This is a genomic window from Haloarcula pelagica, from assembly GCF_030127105.1.
Classification (GTDB): domain Archaea; phylum Halobacteriota; class Halobacteria; order Halobacteriales; family Haloarculaceae; genus Haloarcula; species Haloarcula pelagica.
In genome coordinates, this window is record NZ_CP126161.1 from 3489113 (window position 1) to 3501349 (window position 12237).

The following is a 12237-nucleotide window of genomic DNA, read 5'->3' on the forward strand; positions in this document are numbered from 1 at the left end:
ACTCACGCAGTAGATAAAAAGACGACCATGCCGACGCGCTCTTGTGGCTCCCCCTACATACTACCGCATGAATCGTCGGCGGTTCCTGGCGTCGGTGGGTGCGAGCAGTTTTACCGCGCTCGCGGGCTGTCCGGGCAGACCCGGGCAGTCCGGTGACGGGGTGGCGACGAACACGGAACCCGAGCGGACGGCGACGAACACGCGGTCTGGGGAGACAGCGACGCGCGTCCCCTTCCGCGTCGACGACGCGGGATTCGAGCGCCGAGTTGACGGCGGGTACGAACCACTCGTCGTTCGGGGTGTCAATCTCGGGATGGCAAAGCCCGGGACGTTTCCCGGCCAGGCGGCGATCACTCGCGCCGAGTACGACCGCTGGCTCGCCGCGATCGGCGAGATCGCGAACGTCGTCCGGACCTACACGATCCATCCACCCGCGTTCTACCGGGCGCTCGCGGCGTACAACGAGTCGGCCGACGAGCCGCTGTTGCTGCTGCAGGGAACCTGGGTCCCGACGGCCGATCTCCTCGACGCAGGGGACGCGGCCGGGTTGTCGGCCACCGTCGACCGGGAGTTGCGACGGACCGTCGACGCCCTCCACGGCGCGACCACGCTCCCGGAGCGACCCGGTCACGCCAGCGGCACCTACGACGCCGACGTGAGCGACGCGACGCTCGGGCTGCTGTTCGGGATCGAGTGGCCTCCGGAGGTGGTCGTCGCGACGAACGAGCACGACACGGTCCAGTCCACCGGCGGCCGGTACGTCCGATCGACCGACGGGAAGCCGTTCGAGCGATGGCTCGCCGGCCGACTCGACGGCGCCGTCGCCTACGAGATGGAGACGTACGGCGTCCAGCACCCCGCCGCGTTCGTCAACTGGGTGACGACCGACCCGCTGGACCACCCGTACGAACCGTTCCGGAACGAGGACCGCGTCAGCGTCGACCCCGACACCGTCGTCGCGACCGACGAGTTCCAGTCGGGAACGTTCGCCGCGTACCACGTCTACCCCTACTATCCGGACCTGTTGAACGAGACGCCCGCCTACGTCGAGTACGTCGATCACCGCGGCGAGCGAAACAGCTACGCGGGCTATCTGAACGACCTCGCGGGGGCGACAGAACGAGCGCTCCTGATCGCCGAGTTCGGCGTCCCAAGTTCGCGCGGCATCGCACACCGGGATGTCCACGGCCGCGATCAGGGCCGCAACACCGAGACGGAACAGGGCGAGATGGTCGCCGCGATGTACGAGGACATCATTCACGCCGACACGGCCGGCGGCGTCGCGTTCGCCTGGCAAGACGAGTGGTTCAAGCGGACCTGGAACCTCGACGCTCGATCGGTCCCGGGCCGTCGGCCCTACTGGTCGAACATCGAGACGCCGGAACAGCGGTTCGGTCTCCTGGCGTTCGAACCGACCGACGCCGTCTCCCTGGGTGGGGACCGCGCCGACTGGAACGGCGCGACGACCGCCTCGGCGACCCAGGTTCGCGAGACGGCGGCCCGGCCCCTGGAAGCCCTCCGAGTGAGCCACGATTACGAGGGGCTGGGGGTCCGTCTGGAGTTCGACCGGAGCGGTGGCCAACTCGACTGGCGAACGACGAACGCGCTCGTGACGGTCGGACTCACCGGGCGGCCCACCCAACTACCGGTCGGAACCGAACCGACCGTGCAGGCGGATTTCGTCGCCCGATTGGCCGGTCCGGGGGACTCGCGCCTGTTGGTCGATTCGACATACGACGCCTTCGCCCGGGAGTTCGGCCGCGTGGCCGGGCTCGACATCGACGCCTACCGAACCGGTGACGCCGGGTTCGTTCCGGTCCGCGAGCCGATCAACCTCGGGTACACTGTCCCCGCGACGGAGGAACGGGTCCCGTTCGAAGCTGTCGAGACGGGACGGCTCCGGTACGGTGTCGGCGACCCGACCGCAACACGGTACGATTCGCTCACCGATGTCTACGTCGACCCGGACGAGGGCGTCGTCAAGCTAAGCTCCCCTGGATCCTCCTGAACGTCGCCGACCCGTCGAGCAAACGGCGACTCCGAACGGAGTGGGATGCGGGCCTCGCGGTCACGGAGTTCGACCACGTCGAAGTCGGTGCAGTCACGGTTTCTCCGGCGAGCAGAACCGAGCAGCGGTCCGAGGCGCCCAGTCTCGACAGCGTCGTGTCGGGAATCGACGACGGCACCGTCCGGACGGTCCGGTACGCGTGGGACCGGTGGAACCAACCGGCCTACGAGGAACGGCTGAAACAGTCCTACCACGTGTTGGCCGATGCGGGCTGGAGAACGTGATCGGCGACCCGGCACGCCAGCGACCAGTACGCATTTGATACCCGGCAGACCTGTCAGCTACTCCTGGTCCTCCAGTTTCTCTTCCCAGCCCTGATCGGTTTCGTGTTCGTGATGGCCGCCCCCTACGCCGGTATCCTGTGAGTCACGGTGTTTCCGACCAGTCTCGCCCAACCCCAGCGTCTGTCTACCTGCCGCAGAAAGCCGATCTGCTGGAGCTACCGCACCCGGCACATGATCGAATCCTCGCTCTGGACGTTCGCGAAGGTCACGCGGTGTCACCCGACGAGGTCGTCTGTCGTCGGTTCGTGCCGCTCGACGTAGGTCAGTATCGCCTGCAGCGTCTCGGCGTCGCTCCTTGCACTACCGAACACCGGGACGACACTCCGGAGCCGATCGGTTGGCATTACCGACCAGTCAGATTCCATCGACGAGAGCGTTCTGTAGCCCCTACTCGCGACAGCCCCGCGAAATCTACGGCGAGAAGTACGGCGCGGCCGACAACTGGTCGGTAATCTCCTCGACCTGACTGCTCCCACAGCGACCGCAGACCGCTAACTCCTCGGGCACAGCATGGGCGGTGTCACAGGCCTGGCAGGCGAAATACCGCAGTCCGAGCATATGCGCCCTACGGCGCTGATCACTATAGCAGCTTTCCCCGGACTCAAAGAAGCCATGACAGCGCTACCTGATTTCCCTGCTCGAACATGACGAAAAACCCAGACGAGATGGGCGATAATAGGCATCTATGTCGCGCCAACTCGAGCCCAAGACAGTCCTGTGACTAACTACATCTATTTCTATTCCGAGTTGAAAAACTCGATGAGAACGTCTTGCGGAGATTTATAACCCACAAATGTAAATATACTCACATGGCAACAAAGCTACACCAACGACACATCCCAGATGAGACCGACGATGCCCTGAGTGCTCTCGTGGTACACGCAGTCGGTACCGCGACAGAGACCCCGGTCGAGGAACTGCCACCGTTGTACGACGTGATCGATCCCGATGCTCTTGATGTGTTGTTTTCGGGCAGCGAGACAGATGGTTCCGTGCAATTCGGCTCTGGTGAATCGCTGGACGACGGCGACTTCGACCGTTAGAACTAGGAAGTTGAAGCGGGAAACCGCCGATGCTCTATGTCGAAGATCTCCCGCTTCACGAGCAAAGTCGTTCAGTTAGCTAAAAATGCTGTTGGTGAGCGAGGCGAAGTCGCCGCCCCCGAAGGGGTGGCGGCTTCGCCGAGTATGCGGTGGTGTCGCTGCACTGTCTGCGGGTTTACCTGGAAAAATCCTACCGAGAAGCACTTGATTTGCTGAGCGAGATGCCACAAATACTCGGGGAGATCGGACTCGACACGGCCGATCTCCCCGACCACTCGACGCTAATCAAGTGGTTTGACAGAATCAAGACAGCACTCTGGCGAGTGCTGCTGCGCCTGTCGGCGCAACTGCACGAGCCGAGCGGTCACGCCGCGATAGACGCGACATTCTTCGACCGCGAAAACGCTGCAAGCACTACTGTCGCCGGACGAATTACCGGGTTCAGACACTCAAAGCAACTGCTCTCGTCGACACAGAAAGCCAAGCCATTCTGGACGTTCATTGTACGACCGAGAAACGCCACGACACACAACGGCTGGCAGGTCGCCCTCCGCAACGCGGGCGACCTCGCCAGCCTCGCTGCTGACAAAGGCTACGACTGGATGGATTTACGCGATAAACTCCGTGAAGAAGGCGTGAGACCGCTGATCAAACATCGTGAGTTCCGGCCCATCGATCACGCGCACAACGCGCGGATCGATGGGCCTCGATACCGCCAGAGAGCGATGTGTGAGACCGTCTTCTCCACGATCAAGCGCACGCTCGGTGACGCCGTGCGTGCACGAACCTGGTACGGTGAATTTCGTGAACTCGTCCTGATGTGTGCGGTTCACAACATCAAGCAATCTCTAAAACAGTGAAATCAAGCTACGTCTGGTGATTCACCACCGCCTGCAATTCCAGTACGCTGATCGGACCGTGACAATCTCCGCAGATCGAACGGTCGACGTTTCGCCCAGCCACTAAGCGTCTGGATGGGCCGGAAAGTACGTTAGGCCGCCAAACCGAGAAATTCAGCGGTTTAGACGATGAGCGGCTGATGTCTGGGACAATGTGGATTGAACTATATATGTAATTGAAATTATATGTATTTGAACGCGGCCTGACCGATTATCTGGTAGTCTCCCGACGAGATCGAGGAACGAGACGAGCACTGTTATGTGACGGTTCGCCCACCCCAGGGTGAAGCCGTAGAGCTCGTCGTGACCGTGGCTGTCCGCGACCTCTTTCTTCGGCCTTGGATCTCGACAGGAACTCACCGATCGGTGGGCAGGTCTGGTGCCGCAAACACGGTGGCTAACTGGGCCGATCGTACCCGAAGAGCACGAGGATGCGTCTTGGCCGCTGCAGCGTTTCTCGACGAGTACGACCTCACTCCGTTCGATGCGCTCCACGCCGGACTCGTCACGTCTGGCGAAGGGCGTGTCCTCTCGACCGAGCAGGACTACGATACTGTCGGCCTGGATCGCCTCCCCCTGGATCCTGAATCCCCCGACTGAGCGATCTGTGGGCGTGCCTTCCCGAGCTCCTTTTCATACACGTATCCGTGTAAACTCTCTTATGAATTCTGATTCCGCTAACCTGGACCCATATACTTATTATTTTAATATATTACAGGGCCAATGTCAGAATAAGCTATAAGTAGTGTAGGGTGACAACATACCTCTGGAATGAACCAATTAGGGGTGGATTATTCTGACGAGGGGAAGTCACGTCTGCGAACGACAGCCCGAGAGATGGCCGAACATCTCGCCATCGTATTTCGGGCACATGACAATTCCAATAAAGAGAAAGCTATCGAAGCCCTCCAAGAAATCGACAAGCGACAGTTTCCAGAACTAAGCGATGACGCTGTCAAGTTAGCTTCGGAGGCGTTCGTTAACTCCCTCTGGGAGAAAGACCGCATCGAGTTCGATCATCTCAAGAACGGGACGATCGACCGTGCAGGCCTACGTGGTGCGGACTATTCACCTGCCATCCAGCAACTTCGACAACGAGCGACAATCATCGGGGCCGACCAGAGATATGCAATAACAAAGGCGGAAGCCTGGAAACAGCATAAAATCGGTGGGGACTATTGGAGCCCGTTTCAGCGATCTCAGGTGTACGAACTCCGGGCCGCACTGGACGATCCCGAGTATCCAGACAAGCCGCGAGCGGGGCAAGCGGGACCTGGACCAGAGGCGATGCGCTATGCCCTCGCGTTTGAACTCCACGATATGCATACCGAGCGGCACTGGCTACAGGGCGTCCGTGTGATGACTCCGTACTTCACCAAGATTCTCGCTCATCACGAAGATGGAGGTGACTGAGATGCCGATCCACACGAACGGCGAAGCCCAGTCAAATGTCTTCTCGCTGCCCGATACCGATCGGGATATCGCGATCCTTGTCGTCGACGACGATCCCGACCTCTTAGATCTCACTGCGACATTTTTAGAACGTGAAGAAGGCGGCTTTGAGGTACGTACGGAGTCCAATCCGTCCGACGCTATCGAGACTGTCACCGAGGTGGAACTCGATGCGATCGTCAGTGATTACGATATGCCGACCATGGATGGACTCGAGTTTCTTGAAGCCGTTCGGCAGATAAACGAAGGCATCCCGTTTATATTGTTCACTGGGAAGGGTAGCGAGGAAATCGCGAGTGAAGCAATATCGAAGGGTGTCACGGATTATCTCGAAAAGCGAACTGGGCCGGACCAGTACTCGATACTTTCGAATCGCATCTGTAATGCTGTCGAACAGTACCGGGCCTCGGAAACGCTCAAACGGTCCGAAGAAAAGTTCAGTAAAGTCGTCAGGAATTCGACCGATGTCCTGGGGATTGTCGACGAGACGGGACGGTTCAAATATATCTCACCGGCCTGTGAGAACGAACTAGGGTACAAACAAGCGGAGCTGATCGGTGAGTCCGCCTTCGATTATATGCCGCCAGACGATCGAAAGGAAGCGATGGACAAGTTCTTCACTGCGGTGGAAAATCCCGGCAGGGAACCGACGATCGAATTCCGATTCGAAGATCCAACTGGCGGCTGGACACTCGTGGAAGCGCGTGGGAAGAATCTCTTCGACGACGATTTCATCAACGGATTCGTAGTTAACGCCCGTGATGTCACAGGGTTGAAAGAGCGTGAACAGGAGTTGGAACAGCAAAACGAACAACTCCGGAATATGCGGAAGATGCTGTCCCACGATCTTCAAAATCCAGTGAGTATTGCGGCTGACTCGCTGGTTCTGTATCGGGACACCGGTGAGGAACAGTGGATTGAGAAAGCTGAGAAGGCGATTGACCGCATGGACGAACTCTTGGAGCAGGTCTCAGCCATGCGGATGGTCGAGACCGACATCTCCGAGACCGAAACGGTCGAACTTCGAGATATCGTCAGTTCGGCCTGGGAGATGGTCGAAACAGCGAATTCGGAGTTACATATCGAGGACTCAAAGGCCTTTGAGGCCGACTGTAGCCGTCTCAAACAGGTCTTTGAGAACCTTATCCGCAACGCCGTTGAACACTCCGATGGGTCGACGGTTATCAGGGTCGGAACGACGGATGGCGGTCTGTATTTCGAGGATGACGGCCCTGGTATTCCGCAAGGGGAGCGCGATAAGATCTTCGAGTCCGGCTACACGACCAATCCCGACAAGACCGGATTCGGGCTGAATATCGTGAAAGAGATCGTTATCGGGCATGGGTGGGATATCGAGATCACTGAGAGCGAGGGCGGCGGTGCCCGATTCGAAATCGATGGCATCGTCTACCAACCAGCAGTCTACAGCTGAGTTGTTCCGAATGACGGGCGTCGACATCGAAACTGAACAGGTGGCTGAGACGAGACCTGACCCTCTGTACCGAATGGTTCGGTTCGTTCACTCAGTCGTCAACTGGATCCCCGTACATGTCACCGGTGAGCAACTGCTGGCCCGACGATCGCGGTCGGCCCGATGGCCGCCGGACAGATCGACCCCAAGGCCTTGGCGGCGCACAACGACTATATCGAAGCCGGCGTGACGAAGGCCGAATACACCTTCGACACGACTCATTGCCGACCACCTCGGTTGGTGGGAGCAGCGTCGGCACTGGAGTGGCGAGAAGAAAGCGGCAAGAAAGACCGCTTTACTTTTATACGGTATGGGGTCGGAGGGATTTGAACCCCCGATCGGCTGATATCTCCGTCCTGTGCCTCGGAACTCCAGAGGGTCATCGTCGCGAACCGGTGATCAGCCGGCCGCTCAGTATATCAGCCCTTGGAGTTTCGTCCCAGGCACGTGGCCTCTGGAGTCAGCCGCCTTCCCGGACTAGGCCACGACCCCGCACTCCGGCGTATGCCGAGTTGCAGTAAAGGGTTTCGGTTGTCGGGCGGCGATCAGTCCCGCTCGGTGTCGGACCAGTCACACTCCTGGCACTTGTAGCCGGTGACGAACGCCAGCGCGGAGGGCATGTAGCCGACCGTGACGACGTTCTCGACACTCCGGGCAGTCCATATCAGCGTCTTCGATCGGTTCTGCGTCCATCACGCTGTCGCCTTCGATGAGTTCGGCAGGCTCTCGGGGGTCTGCATCCGGCCCTGGATCACGCGGTTGTCGGCCATGTTCGTTCGACGGGCGGGACGCGCCTAAACCTTCCCACTCAGAGCCAGGGCGCCGTTCGGTGTCCGGTTCGTAGCCGCGGCCCGTCGCCGTCCCGCTGGTCGACGGCGGCGACACGTCGGCGCCGCCGTCGGAGAAGGCGGCGGTCAGGTCCACGTCGTCGGGGTGGTAGTCGGTGTGTCGCTCGCGGGCGTTGCCGGGGTCGAACGACAGCAGCGCGGTGACCGCGAGGACGCCCAGCGCTACGGGTGCGGTCGTCGGAAGGATACCCAGGACCGACAGCGAGAGGACGCCCAGCGCGACGGCGCTCCCGAAGCGGAACCGGTCGATGTCGACCGCGTTGCGCAGCCACGGGCTGGAGACGGCGACTGCCAGCGCGAAGCCGACGCCGATGCCGGCGGTCCCGGCGGCCCGGGCCAGCATCCAGGGGTCGACTGCCGTCACGAGCGTCGCGCCGGCAGGGTCGAACCCGGCCAGCAGGCCGAGTACGACGATGATCGCCGGGCGCGGGAGGAGTTCGCTGACCCGCGAACTGGCCGTCTGCGCGGCGATCGCCATGATGACGATGCCGGCGAACCGTTCGAGGACGCCCGTCCGGACGAGGCTGTCGATGGTCGGCGCGAGCGCGGCCTCGATCACGGCAAGCGGGATGAGCAGACTGCCGATCAGGAGGACAGTCGTGGCCTGCTCGCGTGGACCGCCGTCCATCTCGGCGAGGACGACCGCGACAGTCGCGGACCCTCCGAAGACCAGCAGGCCGACTTCGAGCATCCCCGTCCAGGTGGTGAGCGCACCGGCCAGGACGAGCACCGGGAAGATGCCGTCGATGAGCGGTAGCGCCATGACCGTTCCGAGCAGGCGGCCGCCACGGCCGACCCGCTGCTCGACGCGGAGTGCGACTGGGTGTCTGGAGCTACTCATCCTGGCTAACGCCCGGGTTCACCCGGTACCCGTCGGGAGGTTACCGCACTGGACGCGCACTGAGTGGCGGACCAGAGCTGTTTCCGGCTACCGAACCCTGTAAAGAATGTGTTGCCAGCTGCGGTCGAACTCGATTGCCGGACCGTGTTGGCGCCGAAGGATTCGGTAGCTCGCATATGTAACATTATCTTTCGTCAGAGTATAAACGTTGTGTGAGAAGCGGCCACACAGGTCGTGAAGCACAAGATAACCCGGGTATCGTGGACAGATGTCACAGATGAGCGGGTGTAAACCGCATGCCAGTTGTCCACAGAGGCGGGGCTGTCTCGCAACGTTTTTGCCCGGCCGTGGTGGACGGTTTACATGGCGAACGATTCCGAGCCCTTCTCCGAGAAACTCCGCGTTCCGGAGGCTCTCACATTCGACGACGTACTGTTGCGACCCAAAGAGTCTCGCGTCGAACCCGACGAGGCCGACACCGCGACCAGTGTCTCCCGCTCGGTCGAACTGAACGTTCCAGTTCTGACGGCTGCGATGGATACGGTCACCGAGAGCGACATGGCGATCGCCATGGCCCGGCAGGGCGGTCTGGGCGTCCTCCACCGGAACATGGACGCCGAGGAGATGGCCGACGAGATCGAGCGGGTCAAGCGGGCCGACGAACTGATCATCCGCGATGTCGTGACGGCCAGCCCGGAGCAGACCGTCCGGGAGGTCGACGAGATGATGGATCGGGAGGGCGTCTCCGGCGCGCCCGTCGTCGACGACGAGACCGGTGAGGTCCTGGGGATCATCTCCGGGACGGACATCCGGCCGTACCTCGAAGTCGGCGAGTCCGACGCCGTGACCGAAGCGATGACCGGCGAGGTCGTCACAGCCCCGGAAGATGTCTCGCCGCGGGACGCGCTGGAACTGATGTACGACCACAAGATCGAACGGGTCCCGATCGTCGACGAGGCGAACCGGCTGACCGGCCTCGTGACGATGAAAGGCGTCCTCCAGCGCCGCGAGTACGACGAGGCCGCACGCGACGAGGACGGCCACCTCCGGGTCGGCGCCGCCGTCGGCCCGTTCAAGCTGGACCGTGCACAGGCAGCAGACGACGCTGGCGCGGATATCCTCTTCATCGACTGCGCTCACGCGCACAACGCCAACGTCATCGACAGCGCCCGCGAGATCAAGGCCGAAGTCGGGGCCGACGTGGTCGTCGGCAACATCGGCACCCGCGAGGCGGCCGAGGCGGTCGTCGACTTCGCCGACGGCGTCAAGGTGGGCATCGGGCCGGGCTCGATCTGTACGACCCGCGTGGTCACCGGCGCCGGGATGCCCCAGATCACCGCCGTCGCACAGGTCGCTGACGTGGCCAGCCAGCACGACGTGCCGGTCATCGCCGACGGTGGCATCCGGTACTCCGGGGACGCGATCAAGGCCATCGCCGCCGGTGCCGACGCGGTCATGCTCGGATCGTACTTCGCCGGGACGGACGAGGCACCGGGCCGCGTCATCACGATGAACGGCAAGAAGTACAAGCAGTACCGCGGGATGGGCAGCGTCGGCGCGATGAACGAGGGCGGCGGCGAACGCTACCTCAAGGAGGACGAAGAAGACGAGGACTACGTCCCCGAAGGCGTCGAGGCGGCGACCCCCTACAAGGGCTCGCTCGAATCCGAACTCCACCAGCTCGTCGGCGGGATGCAGTCCGGGATGGGCTACGTCGGCGCAGAGACGATTCCGGAGTTCAAGACACGGGCCGAGTTCGTCCGTGTCTCGGCGGCCGGCCAGCAGGAGAGCCACCCGCACGACGTGATGATCACGGACGAGGCACCGAACTACAGTCCCGACAGCTGATCGGCGCTGTCGAGACGTTCAGAAACCGCGTCGAGACTGCTTCGACCGCTTTTCAGTACCCTTCGCCAGCCGTCTGACAGGCCGGACTACAGTAGCCGGTGTCTGCCGCCCGGGCGCTCGGGTGCGCGGCGAACGATTCCCCACAGTTCGGACAGTCGTAGTGGTCGAAGTCGGACATGACACCAGCGACGTAGCACCCGTACGCCGAAAATCGTTGTGGCGTCGGTCGGAAGATACTCCAGCCCCAGCGCCGAACAGGCCCCTGTGACCTCCTACACCCTCCACGTCGGCGACGACGAGGCACTGGGCGACAGCGCCAGAACCGTCCGACGGACGGTCTTCATCGAGGAACAGGGCGTCTCCGAAGCCGAAGAGATGGACGACAAGGACGGCGAGGCGACACATCTCGTGCTCGCCGATCAGGACGAACCAGTCGCAACGGCCCGGTACCGACTCGTCGACGACGAGACGGTCAAGATCGAGCGTGTCGCGGTCCTCGCCTCCCACCGCGGGACCGGACTGGGAGCACGGATCATGGAGGCGGCCGAATCGGCCGCCAGCGAGGACGGCGCTACCGAAGCCGTCCTCCACGGCCAGCGCCGTGTCGAGGGGTTCTACGCCGAGTTGGGCTACGAGTCCGTCGGCGACGAGTTCGAGGAGGCGGGCATCCCACACGTCGAGATGCGAAAGGACCTGACCTGAGCTACTCACGGACGAGCAAGTACACCACGACGACGCCGACGCCCGGGATCAGACCGACGAAGAACCCGAGCGCCGTCAGCACCGCCCAGAGCGCCGCGTTGTCGTTTCCGCGGCTCTGTGCGTCCCGATACACCCAGTACGTCGCGCCGATGAGGATCGCCAGCCCGACGATGGAGATGACCAGGAACAGCAACAGTACGATGATCTCTGTACCGCCCGGCATCTGCAACAGAGGGAGGGCCATACGTACACAACCTCCCGTGAGTTGTAAATCTCTTCGGGTGCGGGACGGGAGACCAGGCCACACGGGGCGCCCGCATACCGTTCACCGGACCTGGCTGGAAGGGAACCACTGTCGGACGTGCTCGTTTCACTGCACACGCATCGCTGCTTCGAATCCCTTCTCACAGCGATAGCTGCTCACGATCGGTTCGCAGCAAAAGCGGGCCGGAAGGGATTTGAACCGTGTGGAGACGGTCGCCCTCACTCCGTTCGGACGCTGCGACTCTCCGGGTTCAAGTCCCTTCCTCGACGTAGATTCGACTCCTCACGTCCGTTCGTCGTCAGAATACAACGGGCCGGAAGGGATTTGAACCCTCGACCGACGGCTTAAGAGGCCGTCGCTCTGCCAGACTGAGCTACCGGCCCAGTACAACTGATTCTGTGGGCGGCCTGCTCAAATAGGTTTTCATTCGCGGGGCTCGTGTCTGGCGTTCCCACGGTACTGTGGGCCCTCCGAGGGGACGAATGGACGTGATTAAAGGGGCTGGCCGCCAAGCGA

At 61.9% G+C, this 12237-nt stretch carries 10 protein-coding genes, 2 tRNA genes and 4 pseudogenes; 8 read left to right on the forward strand and 8 right to left on the reverse strand.

What is annotated here, in order from left to right; translation table 11 throughout:
• Window positions 1–67 precede the first annotated feature (67 nt).
• Window positions 68–2292 (forward strand): annotated as a pseudogene (locus tag P1L40_RS18465) (hypothetical protein).
• Between the two features lie 275 nt (window positions 2293–2567).
• On the opposite strand, the gene P1L40_RS18475 reads toward P1L40_RS18465, so the two are convergent.
• Both P1L40_RS18475 and P1L40_RS18480 read right to left on the reverse strand, forming a co-directional pair.
• Window positions 2568–2696 carry a basic helix-loop-helix domain-containing protein gene (locus P1L40_RS18475; RefSeq protein ID WP_284009190.1) on the reverse strand — a complete coding sequence of 43 codons (129 nt, stop codon included), beginning with the start codon at window positions 2694–2696 and terminating at the stop codon, window positions 2568–2570.
• Window positions 2697–2763: 67 nt separating this feature from the next.
• On the reverse strand, window positions 2764–2910 hold the full coding sequence (locus P1L40_RS18480; protein ID WP_284009192.1) for a hypothetical protein: 147 nt from the start codon (window positions 2908–2910) through the stop codon (window positions 2764–2766).
• Between the two features lie 251 nt (window positions 2911–3161).
• Between P1L40_RS18480 and P1L40_RS18485 the strand changes: the two genes are divergently transcribed.
• From P1L40_RS18485 to P1L40_RS18505, 5 genes and pseudogenes are all read left to right on the forward strand, one after another.
• Window positions 3162–3395 carry a HalOD1 output domain-containing protein gene (locus P1L40_RS18485; RefSeq protein ID WP_284009194.1) on the forward strand — a complete coding sequence of 78 codons (234 nt, stop codon included), beginning with the start codon at window positions 3162–3164 and terminating at the stop codon, window positions 3393–3395.
• Between the two features lie 149 nt (window positions 3396–3544).
• The gene (locus tag P1L40_RS18490; RefSeq protein ID WP_284009196.1) at window positions 3545–4255 is read left to right on the forward strand and encodes an IS5 family transposase; all 711 of its coding nucleotides are present in this window, start codon (window positions 3545–3547) and stop codon (window positions 4253–4255) included.
• A gap of 445 nt (window positions 4256–4700) precedes the next feature.
• Window positions 4701–4894: pseudogene (locus tag P1L40_RS18495) on the forward strand (PIN domain nuclease); the annotation flags it as partial.
• A gap of 237 nt (window positions 4895–5131) precedes the next feature.
• Entirely contained in the window at window positions 5132–5707 is a 576-nt protein-coding gene (locus tag P1L40_RS18500; protein WP_284009200.1) for a hypothetical protein, read from the forward strand.
• A gap of 1 nt (window position 5708) precedes the next feature.
• A complete protein-coding gene (locus tag P1L40_RS18505) occupies window positions 5709–7178 on the forward strand; it encodes a response regulator (protein WP_284009202.1) in 1470 nt (489 codons plus the stop codon).
• A gap of 350 nt (window positions 7179–7528) precedes the next feature.
• Here the strand turns inward: P1L40_RS18505 and P1L40_RS18510 are convergent.
• The 3 genes and pseudogenes from P1L40_RS18510 to P1L40_RS18520 all read right to left on the reverse strand — a co-directional run.
• Window positions 7529–7709, reverse strand: a tRNA-Trp gene (locus tag P1L40_RS18510).
• A 53-nt stretch (window positions 7710–7762) separates the two neighbouring features.
• Window positions 7763–7987: pseudogene (locus tag P1L40_RS23420) on the reverse strand (DUF5795 family protein).
• A 46-nt stretch (window positions 7988–8033) separates the two neighbouring features.
• Window positions 8034–8906, reverse strand: a pseudogene (locus tag P1L40_RS18520) (DUF5794 domain-containing protein); the annotation flags it as partial.
• A 363-nt stretch (window positions 8907–9269) separates the two neighbouring features.
• Between P1L40_RS18520 and guaB the strand changes: the two are divergent.
• Window positions 9270–10754 (forward strand): IMP dehydrogenase, encoded by a 1485-nt coding sequence (guaB, locus tag P1L40_RS18525; RefSeq protein ID WP_284009205.1) that lies wholly within the window; start codon window positions 9270–9272, stop codon window positions 10752–10754.
• 52 nt (window positions 10755–10806) lie between these two features.
• On the opposite strand, the gene P1L40_RS18530 is transcribed toward guaB, so the two are convergent.
• Window positions 10807–10932: a hypothetical protein gene (locus tag P1L40_RS18530; RefSeq protein ID WP_284009207.1), complete on the reverse strand. Its 126-nt coding sequence runs from the start codon at window positions 10930–10932 to the stop codon at window positions 10807–10809.
• Between the two features lie 86 nt (window positions 10933–11018).
• Between P1L40_RS18530 and P1L40_RS18535 the strand changes: the two genes are divergently transcribed.
• Window positions 11019–11456 carry a GNAT family N-acetyltransferase gene (locus P1L40_RS18535; protein ID WP_284009208.1) on the forward strand — a complete coding sequence of 146 codons (438 nt, stop codon included), beginning with the start codon at window positions 11019–11021 and terminating at the stop codon, window positions 11454–11456.
• Between the two features lies 1 nt (window position 11457).
• On the opposite strand, the gene P1L40_RS18540 is transcribed toward P1L40_RS18535, so the two are convergent.
• Together P1L40_RS18540 and P1L40_RS18545 are read right to left on the reverse strand one after the other, a co-directional pair.
• Entirely contained in the window at window positions 11458–11700 is a 243-nt protein-coding gene (locus P1L40_RS18540; protein ID WP_284009209.1) for a hypothetical protein, read from the reverse strand.
• A gap of 330 nt (window positions 11701–12030) precedes the next feature.
• A tRNA-Lys gene (locus tag P1L40_RS18545) sits at window positions 12031–12104 on the reverse strand.
• Between the last annotated feature and the right edge of the window lie 133 nt (window positions 12105–12237).